This window comes from Cellulosimicrobium cellulans (genome assembly GCF_016907755.1).
In the GTDB taxonomy this organism is placed as follows: Bacteria; Actinomycetota; Actinomycetes; order Actinomycetales; family Cellulomonadaceae; genus Cellulosimicrobium; species Cellulosimicrobium cellulans_D.
This window is the reverse complement of sequence record NZ_JAFBCN010000001.1, coordinates 3,225,759-3,243,420: the sequence shown is the minus strand read 5'-3', so window position 1 is coordinate 3,243,420 and position 17,662 is coordinate 3,225,759. Positions and strand designations below refer to the sequence as shown.

The window sequence follows — 17,662 nt, the reverse complement described above, 5'->3', positions numbered from 1 at the left end:
CGGGAGGTCAGCGCGCGAAGCTGTGCGCGTCGTCGGGGAACGTGCCGCCCCGGACGTCCGCAGCGTAGTCGGCGGCGGCCTGGCCGAGCGCGGCGCCGATCTCGGCGTACCGCTTGGCGAAGCGCGGCGACCAGTCCGTCATGCCCGCCATGTCCGTCCAGACGAGCACCTGGCCGTCGCACGCGGCGCCCGCGCCGATGCCGATCGTGGGGATGCGCAGGATCTCGGTGATCCGGGCGGCGACCTCGACCGGGACCATCTCGAGCACGACGGCGACCGCCCCAGCCTCGGCCACGGCGAGGGCGTCCTCGCTGAGCCGCTCGGCGGCGTCGTCGCCCCGACCCTGGACCCGCGGCCCGCCGAGCGCGTTCTCGGACTGCGGCGTGAAGCCCAGGTGGCCGACGACAGGGATGCCGGCGTCGGTGAGCGCGCGGACCTGCGCGGCGACGCGGCGCCCGCCCTCGAGCTTGACCGCGTTCACGCCGGTCTCCTTGAGGAAGCGCACGCCCGTGGCGAGCGCCCGCTCCGCGCTCGCCTCGTAGGACCCGAACGGCAGGTCGACGACCGTGAACGCTCGTCGAGCGGCGCGTGCGACAGCGCGGGCCGGGGGGATCAGGTCGTCGACCGTGACGGGGAGCGTCGTGGCGTGCCCGTGCATCGTGTTGCCGATCGAGTCGCCGACCAGCAGCATGTCGATCCCGGCGTCGTCGAAGATGCGCGCCGTCACCGCGTCGTACGCCGTGAGCATCGTGATCTTCTCGCCGCGCGCCTTCGCCTCGGCGAGGTGGTGCACGCGGACGCGGCGCGGTCCCGTGCCGCCGGTGGCGGCGGGCTCGGGGGCGGTGTGAGCAGACATGACGGCCTTTCCTGGGTGCGGGGTACGGGGCGGACGGCGCGCGGGGTGACCGGCGGCGTCAGTCGAGCGGCTCGCGCCAGCGGTTGGTGATGGGCAGGCGACGGTCGCGGCCGAACGCGAGGGCGGTGACCTTGGGGCCCGGCGGGTACTGGCGGCGCTTCCACTCGGCGCGGTCGACGAGCGTGACCACCTTGTCGACGACCTCGGGGTCGAACCCGCGAGCGAGCAGCTCGGCGCGGCCCTCGGCGTGCTCGATGTAGGCGTCGAGCACCTCGTCGAGGAGGTCGTAGGGAGGCAGCGAGTCCTGGTCGGTCTGGCCCGGGCGCAGCTCCGCGGACGGCGGCTTGGTGATGGACGACTCGGGGATCGGCGGGATCTCGCCCCGGTCGACCGCCTGGTCGTTGCGCCAGCGCGCGAGCCGCCACACGCGCGACTTGTCGACGTCCTTGAGGGGCGCGAAGCCGCCGATGCTGCCCGCGTCGTAGATCGTCGCGTACCCCGTCGCGAGCTCGGACTTGTTGCCCGGCGCGATGACGAGGTGGCCCTCCCGGTTGGAGATCGCCATGAGGATCACGCCGCGCACGCGCGCCTGGAGGTTCTCCTCGGCGACGCCCTCGAGCGCGAGCTCGCCCTGGAACGCGTCGACCATCGGCGCGACGGGCTGGACGCGGTAGTCCCCGCCGAGACGCTTCAGGAGGTCGGCGGCGTCGTCCTTGCTGTGCTCGGACGAGTACTGCGAGGGCATCGAGACGCCGACGACGTTGCTCCCGCCGATCGCGTCCGCGGCGACGGTCGCGGTGAGCGCCGAGTCGATGCCGCCCGACGCGCCGAGCACGACCGAGCGGAAACCGTTCTTGCGGACGTAGCCCGCGAGCCCGGTGACGCAGGCCCGGTAGACCTCCTCGTCGGGGTGCAGCTCCGGGGCGAGGGACCCGCGCGGGGCCCGGCCGTCGTCGGGCAGCTCCCACACCAGCAGGTCCTCCACGAACTGCGGCGAGCGCGCGACGACCGCGCCCGCGGCGTCGGTGACGAACGAGCCGCCGTCGAACACGAGGTCGTCCTGCCCGCCCACGAGGTTGACGTACGCGACCGGGGCGCTCACCTCGCGCGCGCGGCGCGCCGCGAGGTCGGTGCGGACGTGCCCCTTGCCCTCCTCGTACGGGGAGCCGTTGAGCACGAGCAGCAGGTCGAGCCCGTTCCCCGCCTCGTCGAGCGTCGCCATCTCGGCGACCGGGCCGCCGTCCTGCCAGATGTCCTCGCAGATCGCGATCCCCACGCGGCGGCCCTCGACCTCGACGACCGTCGTGGTCTCGCCGGGCGCGAAGATGCGGAACTCGTCGAACACGCCGTAGTTGGGCAGGTGGTGCTTGTCGTACGCGGCCTGCACGACGCCGTCGCGCAGCACGACCGCGCGGTTCGTCGGGAGGTCGGCGGGCGAGCCGGACGCCTCGCGCTCCGCCGCTCCCGCGCCGCGGGGCGCGCCCGCGGTACCCACGGTGCCGAGCACCACGGTGACGTGGCCCAGGCCCTCGGCGTCGAGCCGGGTCGCGATGTCCGCGGCGGCGTCCCACGCCGCGCGCCGGAACGACGCACGCAGGGCGAGGTCCTCGATCGGGTAGCCGGTGAGGGTCATCTCCGGGAACGCGACGAGCCGCGCGCCCGCCGTCGCGGCCTCCCGGGTGCGCGCGAGGACGAGGGCGGCGTTGCCGTCGAGGTCCCCCACGCACGTGTCGACCTGTGCCAGCGCGACGCGCAGATCAGCCATGCGGCCAGCCTAGACGAGCGGGCGCGCGCGATCGGTCCGCGGCGTCGTCCGGACGCGCGACGTCCGCCACACGACCGTGTCACCCGTTCGTCACACGGATCAGGCAGGATGTACCGCATGGACAGGCAGCAGGAGTTCGTGCTCCGCACGGTCGAGGAGCGCGACATCCGCTTCATCCGGCTCTGGTTCACCGACGTGCTCGGGATGCTGAAGTCGGTGGCGATCGCGCCCGCGGAGCTCGAGTCGGCGTTCGCCGAGGGCATCGGGTTCGACGGCAGCTCGATCGAGGGCCTCACGCGCGTGTACGAGGCCGACATGATCGCCAAGCCGGACCCCACCACGTTCCAGGTGCTCCCGTGGCGCGGCGAGCGGCACGGCACCGCGCGCATGTTCTGCGACATCCTCACGCCCGACGGCGAGCCGTCCCTCGCGGACAGCCGCAACGTGCTCAAGCGTGCGCTGGCCAAGGCGAGCGACAAGGGGTTCACGTTCTACACGCACCCCGAGGTCGAGTTCTACCTGTTCAACCAGCCCGCCGACGCCGAGGCGCCGCTCGTCCCGGTCGACCAGGGCGGGTACTTCGACCACCTCGCGCGGGGATCGACGCACGACTTCCGCCGCGCCGCGATCACGATGCTCGAGTCCATGGGCATCTCGGTCGAGTTCTCCCACCACGAGGCCGGGCCGGGGCAGAACGAGATCGACCTGCGCTACGCGGACGCGCTGACCACGGCCGACAACCTCATGACGTTCCGCACGGTCGTCAAGGAGGTCGCGCTCGAGCAGGGCGTGTTCGCCTCGTTCATGCCCAAGCCGATGGCCGACCAGCCGGGTTCGGGCATGCACACGCACCTGTCGCTCTTCGAGGGCGACCGCAACGCGTTCCACGAGCCCGGCGCCCAGTTCGAGCTGTCCAAGACGGCGCGCCAGTTCATCGCGGGGCTCCTGGTCCACGCTGCGGAGATCACGGCGATCACCAACCAGTACGTGAACTCGTACAAGCGCCTGTGGGGCGGCGCCGAGGCGCCGAGCTACGTGTGCTGGGGCCACAACAACCGCTCCGCGCTCGTGCGCGTGCCGATGTACAAGCCGGGCAAGGGCAACTCGAGCCGCGTCGAGTACCGCGCGCTCGACTCGGCCACGAACCCCTACCTGGCCTTCGCCGTCATGCTCGCGGCCGGTCTCAAGGGCATCGAGGAGGGCTACGAGCTCCCCGAGGCCACCGAGGACGACGTGTGGGAGCTCACCGACGCCGAGCGTCGCGCGCTGGGCATCAAGCCGCTCCCGCAGTCGCTCGACGAGGCGATCGCGGTCATGGAGAAGTCGGAGCTCGTGGCCGAGACGCTCGGCGAGCACGTCTTCGACTTCGTGCTCCGCAACAAGCGGCAGGAGTGGGACGGCTACCGCGCGCAGGTCACGCCGTTCGAGCTGAAGCGGTTCCTCCAGGTCCTGTGAGCGGGCCCACGACGACGTCAGGTCGGTCCGGCGGTTCCCGTCGGCCGACGCTCACGGGTCGCCTCGCGCGCGTCGGCTTCGCCGACATCTCGCGCTCGGCAGGCCTGCTCGCGGACCCTGACCTCGCACTCCTGCTCGACGGCGGGCGCCCGCCAGGAGCGGACGGGGAGGCCGCGGACCCGGCGTCCGCGGTGGACGACGAGCTGCTCGCCGCGTTCGGTGCCGCGGCAGATCCGGACCTCGCGCTCCTGCAGGTCGTGCGGCTGGCCGGCACGCTGCGGCCCGACGTCGAGGCGCGGGCGCCGCTCGCGGACCTCGCCCGGCGCAGCCTCGGGCCGGGCGAGGCGCGCGACCGCCTGCTCGCGGTGCTGGGGGCCTCGGTCGCGCTCGGCGACGACGTCGTGCGTCGTCCTGCGTCGCTCGAGGTCCTCGCGGACCCGACCCCCGGGACCGGGGTCGACGTGCGCGACGTGCGGGCCGAGCTCCTGCGCGCGGCGGGCGCCGACCCGGACGCGGCGGTGCCCGTCGCCGACCGGCCCGGGCCGGGACGCGTGGACGCCCTGCGCCGCGCCTACCGTGAGCGGATCCTGCGCATCGCCGCGACCGACCTCACCGTGACCGACCCGCTCACGCGCATGCCCGCCGTCGGCGCGGCGCTCGCGGACCTCGCCGCCGCCGCGCTCGAGGGGGCGCTCGCGATCGCCCGCGCGGAGCTCGACGACCACGGTGCGGGCGTGCGGCTCGCCGTCATCGGCATGGGCAAGTGCGGGGCGCGCGAGCTCAACTACATCTCCGACGTCGACGTCATCTACGTCGTCGAGCCCGCCGAGGGGTACGACGAGGCGTACGCGACGAGCGTCGGGGCGCGGCTCGCGACGAGCCTCGCGCGCGTGTGCTGGGGCACGTCGGGGGAGCCCGCCCTGTGGCAGGTCGACGCCGCGCTGCGCCCCGAGGGCAAGCAGGGCCCGCTCGTGCGCACGCTCGAGAGCCACGTCGCGTACTACGAGCGCTGGGCCAAGACCTGGGAGTTCCAGGCGCTGCTCAAGGCGCGCACGGTCGCGGGGGACCGGGACCTGGGCCGCGCGTACGAGGAGGCGATCGCGCCGTTCGTGTGGTCGGCGGCCGGCCGCGAGAACTTCGTCGAGGACTCGCAGGCGATGCGCCGCCGCGTCGAGGACCACGTGCCCGCGGCCGAGGCCGACCGCCAGCTCAAGCTCGGCAAGGGCGGCCTGCGCGACGTCGAGTTCACCGTGCAGCTCCTCCAGCTCGTGCACGGGCGGTCGGACGAGTCGATCCGCAGTCGCGGGACGCTCACCGCGCTCGCCGAGCTCGCCGCCGCGGGATACGTCGGCCGCGAGCATGCCGCCCGGCTCGGGGTCTGCTACCGGTTCCTGCGCTCGCTCGAGCACCGCATCCAGCTCGTCCGGCTCCGCCGCACGCACCTCGTCCCGACCTCCGAGGACGAGCTGCGCCGTCTCGCCCGGTCGCTCGGGATGCGCACCGACGGCGCCGAGGGGCTCACCGAGCGGTGGCGCGCGACGCGCCGCGAGGTGCGCGGGCTGCACGAGGAGATCTTCTACCGCCCGCTCCTGCCCGCCGTCGCGCAGCTCTCCCCGGACGAGGTGAGCCTGGCGCCCGAGGCCGCGAAGGCCCGCTTCGCCGCGATCGGCTACCGCGACCCCGCGGGCGCGATGCGCCACGTCACCGCGCTCACCGAGGGCGTGAGCCGGCGCGCGGCGATCCAGCGCCAGCTCCTGCCCGTCATGCTCGGCTGGTTCGCCGAGGGCGCCGACCCCGACGCGGGACTGCTCGCGTTCCGCACCCTCTCCGAGACGCTCGGTGCGACGCACTGGTACCTCAAGCTCCTGCGCGACTCCGGCTCCGCGGCGCAGCGGCTCGCGCACCTGCTCGCGAACTCCCGCTACATGGCAGACGCGCTGGCCCGCTCGCCCGAGTCGGTCCGCTGGCTCGCGGAGGACGCCGACCTCGCCCCGCGGGGTATCCAGCGGCTCACGGCCGAGACCGACGCCATCCTCACGCGCGCCGACGAGGTCGATCCGGCGACGGTGAGCCTGCGCGCCGTGCGCCGCCGCGAGCTGGCCCGCACCGGCGCCGCCGAGCTGCTGGGCGTCGTCGACGCCGTCGCCGCCGCGCGGAGCATCTCCGACGCCGCGGACGTCGTGCTCGCGGGTGCGCTCCGCGTCGCGGAGTTCGTCGCGCGCGGCGAGCTCGGGTACGACGCCCAGGACCCGGGCTCCGCTCCGGCGCGCCTGCTCGTCGTCGCGATGGGCCGCCTCGGCGGTCGCGAGATGGGCTACGGCTCGGACGCCGACGTGATGTTCGTGCACGACCCGGTGCCCGGAGCCGAGAGTCGCGACGCTCAGGCGTACGCGCTCGCCGTGGCGACGCGGCTGCGCCAGCTCCTGTCGGCCGTCGGCCCGGAGCCCGCGCTCCCGGTCGACGCCGACCTGCGGCCCGAGGGGCGCAACGGCCCGCTCGTGCGCTCGCTCGCGTCGTACACCGAGTACTACGAGCGGTGGTCGAGCGTCTGGGAGGCGCAGGCGCTCCTGCGCGCGCGCCCGGTCGCGGGCGACCTCGACGGTCTCGGCGACACGTTCACCCGGGTCGTCGACGGCCGGCGCTACCCGCAGGGCGGGCTCGACCTCGCGGAGGTGCGCGAGGTGCGGCGCATCAAGGCGCGCGTCGAGTCCGAGCGGCTCCCGCGCGGCGTCGAGGCGTCGCGTCACCTCAAGCTCGGCCGCGGGGGAGTCTCCGACGTCGAGTGGACCGTCCAGCTCCTCCAGCTCCAGCACGCCCACGAGGTGGCCGGTCTGCGCACGACGTCGACCGTCGACGCGCTCCGGGCGGCCGTGACGGCCGGGCTCGTCGACGCGGACGACGCCGCGGTGCTCGGCGAGGCCTGGCACCTCGCGTCCCGCCTGCGCAGCGCGCTCGTGCTGTGGTCGGGCCGGACGACCGGCTCGACGGTCGACGTGCTGCCGCACGACCGGTTCGCGCTCAACGGCCTCGCGCGCGTGCTCGACCTCCCGGACGTGGACACGGGGGCCGAGCTCGAGGAGCACTTCCTGCGTACCGCGCGGCGCGCCCGGACGGTCATGGAACGCGTCTTCTACGGCGAGGACTGACCGTGGCCCGGCGCGACGAGCCGCCCGTCCCAGGACTGCTCGGCCGGCAGGAGCCCCGCCTGCTCGGCGCGCGCGATCGTCGCGCCGTCGCGTCGGAGCACGGCGGCCGCCCGCCGGGGTCGTTCTACGGCGCGCGCCTGCGCTGGGCAGGGTGGATCGCCTGGGCGCTCGCGGCGTTCGCGGTCGTGCTGGCCGTCGTGTGGCAGAGCCCCGAGCCCCTTGCCGCCGCGGTGCTGTGGGGCCTGGCTGGCCTCGGCTGCCGGCGGTCCGCTCGCCTCGTGGACGGGCCGCTCGAACCGGCCCGCGCGCTCGTGCTCCTCGGCCTCGTGGTCGCGCTCCTCGTGCTGCTGATCGTGGGCGCAGGCCTCGTCGCCCGGGGCGAGCCCGCCTGACGCGCCCGCCCCGGGACCGGGTCAGATCGTGCGGGGCGCGCGGGCGAGGTTCGCGCGCAGCTCGTCGGCGTCCTGGCGCGCGACGTACGCCGGGCGGTCGCGCTCGACGCGCCACGACTCCGCGAGCGGGCTCGTGTCGACGGCGTCGAACCCGATCTCGTCGTAGAAGCGCTCGACCCAGGCCGCGGCCTCCGGGAAGTCGCTCGCGGTCGCCAGGGCCCGACGCCCCGGCGTGCCCGCGGGGGTCCCGTCGGTCGTGATGTGCGCCGACTGGATGTGGTTGAACGCCTTGGCCACCTTGGACCCGGCCAGGTGCTCCTGCAGCAGGCCCGACGACGTGGCCTCGCCCCGGTCGATGGCCTCGACGTGCCCGTCGCGCTCCCAGTAGTAGTTGTTCGCGTCGAGCACGATCTTCCCGTCGAGCGGCTCGACCGGGACCTCGCGGTACGACCCGAACGGCACCGCGACGACGGCGACGTCCGCGGCGCGCGCCGCCTCTTCCGCGGTCGCCGCCCGCGCCCGGGGCCCCAGGTCGGCGACGAGGTCGTCCAGGGTCCGGGGGTCCCGCGAGTTCGCGATGACCACGTCGTAGCCGTGGGTGATCGCGGCCCGCGCGACCTGAGAGCCGATGTTGCCTGCGCCGATGATCCCGAGTGTCGTCATGGTCATCGACAACGCACCGGCGCGCCCACTATTCCGGTGATCTCCCGGACGGGGGTCGTGTGGCATCCTGACGTCCCATGGGGTGCCCATGATCGATCCGCTGGTCGCGACGTTCGTGATCCTGGCGCTGGCGGTCGTGGGCTTCATGACCAACCGGCTCCCTCTCGTCGTCGTCGCGCTGTTCGTGCCCGTCGCGCTCTGGGCGACGGGCGTGCTCCCGCTCGACGCGGCGCTGAGCGGCTTCAGCGACCCGATCGTGCTGTTCATCGCGACGCTGTTCGTGCTGAGCGACGCGCTGGACTCCACGGGCATCACCGCGTGGATCGGGCAGTGGCTCGAACGGCGCGCGTCCCTGGGACGGGCGGGGCTGCTCGCGCTGATGGTCGGGGTCGCGGCGCTCCTCGCGGCAGTCATCAGCATCAACGGCGCCGTCGCGGCGCTGCTCCCGGTCGCGGTGGTGGCCGCCGCCCGAGCCGGCATCGTCCCCTCGCGCATGCTCATCCCGCTCGCGTTCGCCGCGGGCGCCGGCTCGCTCCTGACGTTGACCGGTACGCCGGTGAACATCATCGTGTCCGAGGCGGCGGCCGAGGCGGGCGGCCAGGAGTTCGGCTACTTCGAGTTCGCGCTGGTGGGGATCCCGCTCGTGCTCGCCACGGCGGTCCTCGTGGTGACCTTGGGGGACCGGCTGCTCCCGGAGCGTGTCCCCGAGCACCTGGCCGAGACGACGGCCGACCCTCGCGAGCGGGTGCGCTCGTGGCGCGAGAGCTACCCCGCGGAGCTCGACACCGGTCGCCTCTTCACCGGCGGCACGGGGGTGGTCGAGGTGCTCATCGCGCCGCGCTCGTCCCTGGTCGGGCGTCGGGTGAGCCCCGGCATGACGACGCGGGACGAGGGCCTCGTCGTGCTCGCCATCCGCCGCGGCGACGGCAGCACCACGGGCCCCGAGTCCGAGGCGCCCTCGGGGCCGATGATCCTCCAGCCCGGCGACGCGGTGCTCGTGCGCGGACCCTGGGACGCGCTCCACCGGTACACCCAGTCGCCCGACGTCATCGCCGTCGACTCCCCGCGGAGCCTGCAGCGGGGCGTCCCGCTGGGGCGCGGCTGGCGGCGCTGCCTCGCGGTGCTGGTCGTGACGATCGTGCTGCTCGCGACCGGGGTCGTGCCCCCCGTGATCGCTGGGCTGCTCGCGACGGGAGCTCTCGTGCTCACGAAGGTCGTCACCGTGCCGCAGTCGTTCCGCGCGATCTCGTGGGACACCGTCGTCCTCATCGCGGCCCTCATCCCGCTGTCCGCGGCGTTCGTCTCCTCGGGTGCGGCCGACGCGATCGCGGACGTCGTGCTCCGGCTCACCGGCGGCGGCTCTCCGCACCTCGCGCTGCTCGTCGTGTGCGTGCTCACCCTCGTGCTCGGCCAGTTCATCTCGAACGTCGCGACCGTCCTCGTGATGGCGCCGGTCGCGGTGTCGTTCGCCCAGACGCTCGGGGTGAGCGTGCAGCCGTTCATGATGGCGCTCACGGTCGCCGGCGCTGCGGCCTTCCTCACCCCGATCGCGACGCCGGTCAACCTCATGGTCCTGCAGCCGGGCGGCTACCGGTTCGGCGACTACTGGCGTCTGGGCCTCCCCCTCGCGGTGGTGTTCCTCGCCGCCGCGGTCCTCTACGTGCCGCTCGTCTGGCCGTTCTGACCAGGCTGGTCGGAGGCTGGCCCGCCGTGGCAGGAAGCCCCCGTGCGTGGGACGGTATACCGCATCGCACGGGCCGTCAGCCCGGCGGTGTCCGGACGGATCTGAGACAGGGGAGCGGTGCATGGGCGATGTGGCGAGCGGCGGCGGGACCTACGACGCGGTCGTGATCGGGGCGGGCTTCTCGGGGCTGGCGATGCTCCACCATCTGCGGGAGGTCGGGCTCTCCGTCCTCGTGGTCGACGCCGCCGGGGGAGTCGGCGGGACGTGGTGGGCCAACCGGTACCCGGGTGTGCGCACCGACTCGGAGTACCTCGCGTACGCGTTCTCGTTCTCCCGCGAGGTGCGGGACGAGTGGGACTGGAGCGAGCGCTACCCGCGCGGCGAGGAGATCCGCGCCTACCTGGAGTTCGTCGCCGACCGGCTCGACCTGCGGCGTGACATCCGGTTGAGCACGACCGTCGAGCGGGCCGAGCACTCGGACGCCACGAACCAGTGGACCCTCACCCTCGCCGACGGGTCGACGTTGCGCGCCACCTACCTCGTCTCGGCGACAGGGCTGCTCTCGCGCCCCCTGTACCCGGACGTCCCCGGCCTGGACACCTTCACCGGGCCCGCACACCACTCGGCGAGGTGGCCGCACGAGGGGGTGGACCTGTCCGGCAAGCGCGTCGGGCTGATCGGCGTCGGCGCCTCGGGGATCCAGATGCTCCCGGAGCTCGCCGCCCAGGCGGCCCAGGTCACGGTCTTCCAGCGCACCCCGAACTACGTCCTGGAGACGACGAGCCCCGCCGTGACCGCCGACGAGCTCGCCGCGCTGCGGGCGGACTACGACGCCGTCTTCGAGCGCGCAGCCCAGCACCCGTTCGGCGTGCCGATGGAGGTCCCGACGCGGTCCGCGCTCGAGGTCGACGCCGAGGAGCGCCGTCGGGTCTTCGAGTCACGGTGGGAGGCCGGGGGCTTCCGGTTCGCCAACGAGTGCTTCACCGACCTCGTCTCCAGCCCCGAGGCGAGCGCGCTCGCGTCCGAGTTCCTCCGCGGCAAGATCCGCGAGATCGTCACCGACCCCCGGACCGCCGAGGCGCTCAGCCCCTCCACCTACACGTTCATGGGCAAGCGCCCGCCCACCGGGCACGGCTACTACGCCGCGTACAACCGGGACAATGTCGAGCTCGTGGACGTGCTCGCGAACCCGATCACGCGGGTCACGCCCAGCGGCGTCGTGGTCGGCGGCTCCGAGGACGGGGGCGAGCAGGAGGTCGAGCACGAGCTCGACGTGCTCGTGCTCGCGACGGGGTTCGACGCCATGACCGGCGCGCTCACGGCGTTCGACGTCGTGGGGCGCGAGGGCGTCACGCTGCGGGAGCGGTGGGAGCGGGACGGGCTGCGGACGTACCTGGGGATCTCCGTCCACGGGTTCCCCAACTTCTTCTTGTCGCTCGGCCCGCAGACTCCGCTGTCCAACCTCACCGTGCCGGTCCAGCGTGGTGCGCAGTGGCTCCAGCGGGCGCTCGCGTACGCGCGGGAGAACGGCGTCGCGCAGCTCGAGGCCACGCGCGAGGCCGAGGAGTGGTGGTACGAGGAGACCGAGCGCGCGGGGCGGGCCACGGTCATGTACGAGGAGGGCAAGAAGGCCGGCGCCTGGTTCGTCGGCGGCAACGTCCCCGGCAAGCGCGCGGAGATGGCGGTGTACCTCGGCGGGGGACCCGTCTACCAGGACGAGTGCGCACGGGCCGCGGCCGAGCAGTACGCCGGGTTCCGTCCGGGCTCCGGGCTGCCGACGGCTCACGTGCCCGCCGCCGCCACGCAGACCGCCGCAGTCCCTGCCGCAGGCTGACCGGCGGGTGCGGTGCGCCCCCTGCGCGCACCGCACCCGCCTCACTGCACGCGGGCCAGCCCGGTCAGCAGTACAGGCCCGAGCCCGGGGCCACGCCCAGGACCTCGGTGATGCGCACGTAACGGTCCACCCGGGACTGCACGGAGGCGGGGTTGCCGCCGTCGCACTCGAGCGCACCGTTGAGCGAGTTGATGGTCTGGCCGAACCCGGAACCCGAGACCATCGCCTGGTGCGACGTCATCACCCCGGGGCCGTTCTGCGTGTTCCAGTACCAGAGCGCCGTCTGCCACGCGACGGACGGGTCCTCCTCGACCAGCCACGGGTCGTTCAGCAGGTCGATCCCGAGCGCGTCGCCCGCAGCCTTGTAGTTGAAGTTCCAGCTGAACATGATCGGCCCGCGACCGTAGTACGCCGTCTGGCCGGCGGGGCAGCCGAACGGCTGGGAGTAGTCGCACTTGATCCAGTAGTTCGCCTCGTTGATCTCCTTCACGTACCGCAGGCCCACCGACTCGAAGTCCGCGTGGGTGAGGAACGCCGCGACCTCGCGCGTCCGTGTCTCGGGCGTGCCCGTGCTCGCGAACGCGGGGTAGGCGCCCAGCGCGTCGACGAACCCGTCGTACGTGTAGAACGGGTGCCGGTTCGGGAAGATCGCGTCGAACTCCTCGCGGCTGACGACGAAGTCGTCCCCGCCCCCCGTGCACCGGCCCGCGTCGACCCAGACGCTCGTCGAGCCAGGCGTCTCGCGCTGCGTCCACCAGCGGGCCGTCCAGTTCCGCCCGTGGTGCGACGCCGTCTGGCCGCCCGAGTACGCCGTCGTGGCCGACCACGTCGCGGCGCACGCGGCGCTCGCGGACGGGTCGGCGGCCGCGGGCGCCGCGGACGCGCTCGCCGGAGCGGCGAGCGACGCCGCCACGACGGTCGACACCAGCGCGGACGCGACGGCCGTGAGGGCGCGCCGGAAGCGTGTGCTCATGAATCCCCCTGCTCGTGTGGGCGGCATCGTTACCGCCGCTCACAAACTAGCGCGCGACGTGCGTGCCTGACAACCAGGACTTCTGGGGCCTCCTGACCGGGCAGAAGATCACAGGGGCGACGGGCGAAAGCACTCGGTGAGCCGCCGAGCCGCGGCTAGGTTGGGCACCGTGTCGTCCGAGCCGGGAAGAAGCGCAGCCGCCGAGAAGCTCTTCGTCGTGGCCGACTTCCCCGAGTTCGCCGACACCGAGGGGACCGTTAAAGACCGGGCCCTTCCGGACAGGGCGGTGCGTGGCGAGGCGCATCGGGTTCTGAGCAGTGACGAAGTCGACGCGCTCCTCGGACAACCGGAGGACCGGGAGTGACTCCGCGTGGCCGAGACCTTCTCCGTCTCCTTGCCGGAGGATTGGGCACGAGCGACGTCGACCTCGACGACGAGCACAGCCGGTGGGCCGTCTACGCGGGCGCGGTCCGGCGCGAGGACCTCCGTCCGCTGCTCAAGGAAGCAGTCGTCGAGGGCGATGAGATGGCCAGGGTCGTCGTCGTAGACGTCCTGCAGCACGTCGACCTCACCGAGGGCCGCTCCTGGGTCGACGGTCTCGGGGCATCGCCCGGAAGGGCCTTTGCAGAACAGAGACTCCGGGAATGGGCGCTGATTCGTGACCTCGTCGTGCGACCCCGGTCGATCGTCGATGACCTGCCCGACCTCACCCTGTGGTGCCAGCGACAGCTGGTGGAGAACGTCACCGCCGATGTCGTCCTCGACGATCTCGCCGAGCGCGGGACGTCGCGAAAGGTCCGGCACGCGGCGCGGGAACGTCGTGCGGGTCGGCGGAGGGGGACCTGATCGAGTGGTGGGAGTCGCTCGAGGACGCTTAGCCGTCGTTGGGCTTGAAGAGCCCGAAGCTCCAGCCGCCGATCTTGCGCCGCTCGACGCGAAAGTTCCCGCCGTTCAGAGGGACATTGCCGGCGTAGACGACCGCGTCCTCGAAGTGGATGTACGAGAAGGCCGGGTACGGAAGCTCATGAGCGTCCAACGCGTCGACGAACTCCTCGTAGTCGGTCTGGATGTCGTCGAAGAGCCTCCCAAAGGCGCCGTCAACGGCCTCATTGCCCGTTGTGAGGCTCGCGCGCAGATGCTTGGACCATCGGCGCGCGGAGACCACCGTTCCGCTCACGACTCCGCCCGGCGTGAGCACGGTCAGGGGGAGGCTCGTGTCCTCGTTCTCGGAGCGGTTCCCCAAAACTGCCTTGAGGACGGTGTCGAGGTAAGGGTCGGCGCCTTCGGTGAGCTGCTCAACCTGCTGATGAAGGCTTGTAGCGTCGGTGGGTGGGACCAGAGGGTCTTCCGTGTTCGTCATGCCCCGGAGCATCCCACGCCCCACCGACATGCGCGGGGGTAGGGTCTACTTCGCATCGAGCACCCAGGTCGTCTTGCACCTCGGGCAGCAGAACACGGGAAGCGGCACCAGCGGGACGTCGGAGATACCGGGCACTCTGCCGTTGGCGCTAAGCCTGGTCGGCACGTTGCACGTCGGGCACGTCTTCGGAGCGTCGCTCATGCCGGACTAGCGGAAGGTCCAGGCCGTCACGTTGCTGGGCACGATGTAGTACGTCTGCGGGCGCCGAGCACCGTCCTCAGACTCGATCTCGGCGACGCCGCCCTTGAGTCGGTCCTCGAGCAGCGCCTTGTACTCCTCCACCCTGCCGTCGTCGACGGTTAGTGCGAGCGTCGGCTGACCGGACCCTGTGAATATCTGAAGCTGTGCCATGGCCCCGAGCATGGCACGTTGCGCCGACAGGTTCACCGACTTCTCGCTACTGTGATCCAGGTCACGATGGTCGTGGCGAAGGGGAGGGTGAGCATGTCGTTCGAGCGCGAGTCCGAGGTCAAGGTTCCGGAGGATGCGACCGAGGCGGAGGTCGAGGCTGCGATCGAGAAGGCCGTCGACAAGGAGGTCGACAAGATGATCGACGATGAGCTTGGTGGGTTGGGGCTTTGATGGCCGACGGAGTGCCCATCGGGAACCACTTTTGCTCGTACTGCAACGCCTGTCGGCCGTTCTTCCTGCACAAGCTCGGCAGTGTCGAGGCGCTCCAATGTGGGAAGTGCGGAGAGATCGGCACGGATGTTGGTCGCTGCTAGAGGCCTCACCAATGGGGGCGAGTTCAGCGCGCCGCGGGCCGCTTCTGCGCGGTAAGGATCGCCGACGTGGCTTCGACACGCGCCTGTTGGCGGACGTAGCCGCGGAAACTGGTGCCGTCGACCTCGATGGTGATGTTCGCGCCCTCAAGCGACACGGACGTGGGTGTCATGACACCCGACTGCGGCAGCACGGGCTGGCGACCCTGGTTGATCGCGTCGAGGAGCTGCCGGTTCTTCGCGGTGGCGTCGGCGTTGACGAGGTACTCGCCGGACGCGACGTCGGCGCGCAGGTTGTCGGTGGACGAGGGCATGCCGGGGATGATGCCGCCGCGGGCCCTGCGGATCTGGGACGGTGCGGTGGCGGGGTTGTAGTTCGGGTCCGCGTCAACGCGTGCCTGGATGCGAATCTGCTGCGATCGGGCGTTCGCGCAGATCAAGGCCGGGCTCGGCGGGCACCGGCTACAGGGGCTGCGGGCGTCGCACGTGAAGACGTGGGTGGCGTCGCTGAAGGACGGGGGAGCGGCGCAGTCCTACGTGTACGCGCTCCATGCTCGACTGTCGCAGATCCTCACGGACGCGGTGCACGACGGGATGATCCCGAGGAACCCGTGCTCGCGGCGGACGGCACCGCCGGCCAGGAAGCAGCGGGCATTCATTGCGTCGACGGATCAGGTGTGGGTGCTGCACGACGCGATGCCGTTCGGGCTGCGTCCCGCGGTCCTGCTGGGCGCGTTCGCGGGCCTGCGAACCGCGGAGGTGTGTGGGCTACGGGTCGTCGACATCGACTTCATGCGCGGCGTCATCTCGCCGACGGTCCAGTACCCCGCCGAGCTGCTCAAGACGGACGAGTCGAAGAACCCGCTACCGATCGCGCGGGAGCTCTCCCTCGAGCTGGCGGCGCACCTCAAGGAGCATCCGTCGGACGGGACGTTCCTGACGACCGAGTTGCAGGAACAGGTCGGGCCGTGGCAGCTCACCCGCGCCGTGCGTGATGCGCGGTTCGCGGCCGGGTTGCCAGCCGTGTTTCGGTTCCACGAGCTGCGGCACTACTACGCGTCGCTGCTCATGGCTGCGGGTGCGGACGTGAAGGTGGTCCAGGCGCGGTTGCGGCACGCGTCCGCGAAGACGACGCTCGACACCTACGCCCACCTGTGGCCAGACACAGAAGAGTCCACACGAGCCGCCGTTGGTGCAGTGCTGGCGGCTCGTGCGGACTCTCTGCGGACTACAGCATCGTCCGGCTAGCGTCTGCGCAGGTCAGACGCACAGGACCGATCAGATGTCGTAGTAGAGCTCGAACTCGTGGGGGTGCGGGCGCAGGCGGATCGGGTCGATCTCGTTGGCGCGCTTGTAGTCGATCCACGTCTGGATGAGGTCCGGCGTGAAGACGCCACCCTCAGTGAGGTACTCCTGGTCGGCCTCGAGCGCGTCGAGGGCCTCGCCGAGCGACGCGGGGACCTGCTGGATCTGCGCGTGCTCCTCGGGCGGCAGCTCGTAGAGGTCCTTGTCGATCGGCTCCGGCGGCTCGATGCGGTTCTTGATGCCGTCGATGCCGGCGAGGAGCTGCGCGGCGAACGCGAGGTACGGGTTGGCCGACGGGTCCGGGACGCGGAACTCGACGCGCTTCGCAGCGGCGGACGAGCCGGTCACCGGGATGCGGATGCACGCGGAGCGGTTGCGGGCCGAGTAGACCAGGTTGACCGGGGCCTCGTAGCCGGGGACCAGGCGGTGGTAGGAGTTCACCGACGGGTTCGTGAACGCGAGGAGCGACGGAGCGTGCTTGAGCAGGCCGCCGATGTACCAGCGCGCGAGGTCGGAGAGACCGCCGTAGCCCTTCTCGTCGAAGAACAGCGGCTTGCCGTCCTTCCAGAGGGACTGATGGGAGTGCATGCCCGAGCCGTTGTCGCCGAAGATCGGCTTCGGCATGAAGGTGACGGACTTGCCGGCCTCGAACGCCTCGTTGCGGATGACGTACTTGAACTTCATCAGGTCGTCGGCCGCGTGCAGCAGCGTGTTGAAGCGGTAGTTGATCTCCTGCTGGCCGGCGGTGCCCACCTCGTGGTGCGCGCGCTCGACCTCGAGGCCGACCTGCTCCAGCGTCGCGCACATGTCGTCGCGCAGGTCCGCGAAGCGGTCGGACGGGGAGACGGGGAAGTAGCCGCCCTTGTAGCGCGTCTTGTACGCGAGGTTGCCACCCTCCTCCTCGCGACCGGTGTTCCACGCGGCCTCGATCGAGTCGAGGTAGTAGAAGCTCGAGTGCTGGTTCGTCGCGAAGCGGGCCTCGTCGAAGAGGTAGAACTCGGCCTCGGGCGCGAAGAACGCGGTGTCGGCGATGCCGGTGGAGCGCAGGTACGCCTCGGCCTTGGCCGCGATGTTGCGGGGGTCGCGCGAGTACGGCTCACCCGTGAACGGGTCGACGATCGAGAAGTTCACGACCAGCGTCTTGCGCTTGCGGAACGGGTCCACGAACGCGGTCTTGACGTCCGGCACGAGCTTCATGTCCGACTCGTGGATCGCCTGGAAGCCGCGGATCGACGACCCGTCGAACATCAGGCCGTCCTCGAACGCCTTCTCGTCGAACTGCGAGACGGGGATGTTGAAGTGCTGCATGATGCCGGGCAGGTCGCAGAACCGGACGTCGACGAACTCGACGCCCTCGTTCCGCGTGAAGGCGATTGCCTCCTCCGCGTTGTTGAACATCCGTTGCTCCTTGATCGGGTGGTGCCGTCGGGCTGCGCGGCGAACCTGC

Annotated in this window: 17 protein-coding genes; 9 read left to right on the top strand and 8 right to left on the bottom strand. The window is 72.0% G+C overall.

Features of this window, described 5'->3' with window-relative positions:
- Positions 1-7: 7 nt before the first annotated feature.
- Together panB and JOE63_RS14195 are read right to left on the bottom strand one after the other, a co-directional pair.
- The gene (panB, locus tag JOE63_RS14200; RefSeq protein WP_204542233.1) at positions 8-856 is read right to left on the bottom strand and encodes a 3-methyl-2-oxobutanoate hydroxymethyltransferase; all 849 of its coding nucleotides are present in this window, start codon (positions 854-856) and stop codon (positions 8-10) included.
- Between the two features lie 58 nt (positions 857-914).
- Positions 915-2,621 (bottom strand): NAD+ synthase, encoded by a 1,707-nt coding sequence (locus JOE63_RS14195; RefSeq protein WP_087472371.1) that lies wholly within the window; start codon positions 2,619-2,621, stop codon positions 915-917.
- A 117-nt stretch (positions 2,622-2,738) separates the two neighbouring features.
- Here JOE63_RS14195 and JOE63_RS14190 point away from each other — a divergent pair, with 117 nt between their 5' ends.
- The 3 genes from JOE63_RS14190 to JOE63_RS14180 are packed head-to-tail and all read left to right on the top strand — an operon-like array spanning position 2,739 to position 7,614.
- Positions 2,739-4,076 (top strand): glutamine synthetase family protein, encoded by a 1,338-nt coding sequence (locus tag JOE63_RS14190; protein WP_087473023.1) that lies wholly within the window; start codon positions 2,739-2,741, stop codon positions 4,074-4,076.
- Positions 4,073-7,222 (top strand): bifunctional [glutamine synthetase] adenylyltransferase/[glutamine synthetase]-adenylyl-L-tyrosine phosphorylase, encoded by a 3,150-nt coding sequence (locus JOE63_RS14185; protein ID WP_204542231.1) that lies wholly within the window; start codon positions 4,073-4,075, stop codon positions 7,220-7,222. The genes JOE63_RS14190 and JOE63_RS14185 overlap by 4 nt, the downstream gene beginning before the upstream one ends.
- A 2-nt stretch (positions 7,223-7,224) precedes the next feature.
- On the top strand, positions 7,225-7,614 hold the full coding sequence (locus tag JOE63_RS14180) for a hypothetical protein (protein WP_204542229.1): 390 nt from the start codon (positions 7,225-7,227) through the stop codon (positions 7,612-7,614).
- Positions 7,615-7,635: 21 nt separating this feature from the next.
- On the opposite strand, the gene JOE63_RS14175 is transcribed toward JOE63_RS14180, so the two are convergent.
- Positions 7,636-8,283 carry an NADPH-dependent F420 reductase gene (locus JOE63_RS14175; protein ID WP_275582786.1) on the bottom strand — a complete coding sequence of 216 codons (648 nt, stop codon included), beginning with the start codon at positions 8,281-8,283 and terminating at the stop codon, positions 7,636-7,638.
- An 82-nt stretch (positions 8,284-8,365) separates the two neighbouring features.
- On the opposite strand from JOE63_RS14175, the gene JOE63_RS14170 reads away from it, so the two are divergent.
- Positions 8,366-9,961 carry an SLC13 family permease gene (locus JOE63_RS14170; RefSeq protein ID WP_239576710.1) on the top strand — a complete coding sequence of 532 codons (1,596 nt, stop codon included), beginning with the start codon at positions 8,366-8,368 and terminating at the stop codon, positions 9,959-9,961.
- 121 nt (positions 9,962-10,082) lie between these two features.
- Positions 10,083-11,795, top strand: a complete 1,713-nt coding sequence (locus tag JOE63_RS14165; RefSeq protein WP_204542225.1) for a flavin-containing monooxygenase — start codon at positions 10,083-10,085, stop codon at positions 11,793-11,795.
- 64 nt (positions 11,796-11,859) lie between these two features.
- Here the strand turns inward: JOE63_RS14165 and JOE63_RS14160 are convergent, their stop codons facing one another.
- Complete coding sequence (locus tag JOE63_RS14160; protein WP_204542223.1) at positions 11,860-12,768, bottom strand: glycoside hydrolase family 19 protein; 909 nt, start codon at positions 12,766-12,768, stop codon at positions 11,860-11,862.
- A gap of 169 nt (positions 12,769-12,937) precedes the next feature.
- Here JOE63_RS14160 and JOE63_RS14155 point away from each other — a divergent pair, with 169 nt between their 5' ends.
- Both JOE63_RS14155 and JOE63_RS14150 read left to right on the top strand, forming a co-directional pair.
- Positions 12,938-13,132, top strand: coding sequence for a hypothetical protein (locus tag JOE63_RS14155; RefSeq protein ID WP_204542221.1), 195 nt, complete (start codon positions 12,938-12,940; stop codon positions 13,130-13,132).
- A 41-nt stretch (positions 13,133-13,173) separates the two neighbouring features.
- Positions 13,174-13,614, top strand: coding sequence for a hypothetical protein (locus JOE63_RS14150; RefSeq protein ID WP_204542219.1), 441 nt, complete (start codon positions 13,174-13,176; stop codon positions 13,612-13,614).
- Positions 13,615-13,642: 28 nt separating this feature from the next.
- On the opposite strand, the gene JOE63_RS14145 is transcribed toward JOE63_RS14150, so the two are convergent.
- Entirely contained in the window at positions 13,643-14,128 is a 486-nt protein-coding gene (locus JOE63_RS14145) for a hypothetical protein (protein ID WP_204542217.1), read from the bottom strand.
- Positions 14,129-14,335: 207 nt separating this feature from the next.
- The gene (locus JOE63_RS14140) at positions 14,336-14,539 is read right to left on the bottom strand and encodes a hypothetical protein (protein WP_204542215.1); all 204 of its coding nucleotides are present in this window, start codon (positions 14,537-14,539) and stop codon (positions 14,336-14,338) included.
- 93 nt (positions 14,540-14,632) lie between these two features.
- On the opposite strand from JOE63_RS14140, the gene JOE63_RS14135 reads away from it, so the two are divergent.
- Positions 14,633-14,770: a hypothetical protein gene (locus tag JOE63_RS14135; RefSeq protein ID WP_204542214.1), complete on the top strand. Its 138-nt coding sequence runs from the start codon at positions 14,633-14,635 to the stop codon at positions 14,768-14,770.
- Between the two features lie 166 nt (positions 14,771-14,936).
- Here the strand turns inward: JOE63_RS14135 and JOE63_RS14130 are convergent, their stop codons facing one another.
- Entirely contained in the window at positions 14,937-15,224 is a 288-nt protein-coding gene (locus JOE63_RS14130; protein WP_204542213.1) for a hypothetical protein, read from the bottom strand.
- A gap of 88 nt (positions 15,225-15,312) precedes the next feature.
- Between JOE63_RS14130 and JOE63_RS14125 the strand changes: the two genes are divergently transcribed.
- Positions 15,313-16,158, top strand: coding sequence for a tyrosine-type recombinase/integrase (locus JOE63_RS14125; protein WP_204542212.1), 846 nt, complete (start codon positions 15,313-15,315; stop codon positions 16,156-16,158).
- A gap of 30 nt (positions 16,159-16,188) precedes the next feature.
- Here the strand turns inward: JOE63_RS14125 and glnA are convergent, their stop codons facing one another.
- Positions 16,189-17,613, bottom strand: coding sequence for a type I glutamate--ammonia ligase (glnA, locus tag JOE63_RS14120; protein WP_087472347.1), 1,425 nt, complete (start codon positions 17,611-17,613; stop codon positions 16,189-16,191).
- Between the last annotated feature and the right edge of the window lie 49 nt (positions 17,614-17,662).

Coding starts and splice junctions, on each gene's coding strand:
- panB (WP_204542233.1), bottom strand. CDS start 856: ATGTCTGCTCACACCGCCCCCGAGCCCGCCGCCACCGGCGGCACGGGA.
- JOE63_RS14195 (WP_087472371.1), bottom strand. CDS start 2,621: ATGGCTGATCTGCGCGTCGCGCTGGCACAGGTCGACACGTGCGTGGGG.
- JOE63_RS14190 (WP_087473023.1), top strand. CDS start 2,739: ATGGACAGGCAGCAGGAGTTCGTGCTCCGCACGGTCGAGGAGCGCGAC.
- JOE63_RS14175 (WP_275582786.1), bottom strand. CDS start 8,283: ATGACCATGACGACACTCGGGATCATCGGCGCAGGCAACATCGGCTCT.
- JOE63_RS14170 (WP_239576710.1), top strand. CDS start 8,366: ATGATCGATCCGCTGGTCGCGACGTTCGTGATCCTGGCGCTGGCGGTC.
- JOE63_RS14165 (WP_204542225.1), top strand. CDS start 10,083: ATGGGCGATGTGGCGAGCGGCGGCGGGACCTACGACGCGGTCGTGATC.
- JOE63_RS14160 (WP_204542223.1), bottom strand. CDS start 12,768: ATGAGCACACGCTTCCGGCGCGCCCTCACGGCCGTCGCGTCCGCGCTG.
- JOE63_RS14145 (WP_204542217.1), bottom strand. CDS start 14,128: ATGACGAACACGGAAGACCCTCTGGTCCCACCCACCGACGCTACAAGC.
- JOE63_RS14140 (WP_204542215.1), bottom strand. CDS start 14,539: ATGGCACAGCTTCAGATATTCACAGGGTCCGGTCAGCCGACGCTCGCA.
- JOE63_RS14135 (WP_204542214.1), top strand. CDS start 14,633: ATGTCGTTCGAGCGCGAGTCCGAGGTCAAGGTTCCGGAGGATGCGACC.
- JOE63_RS14130 (WP_204542213.1), bottom strand. CDS start 15,224: ATGCCCTCGTCCACCGACAACCTGCGCGCCGACGTCGCGTCCGGCGAG.
- JOE63_RS14125 (WP_204542212.1), top strand. CDS start 15,313: ATGCGAATCTGCTGCGATCGGGCGTTCGCGCAGATCAAGGCCGGGCTC.
- glnA (WP_087472347.1), bottom strand. CDS start 17,613: ATGTTCAACAACGCGGAGGAGGCAATCGCCTTCACGCGGAACGAGGGC.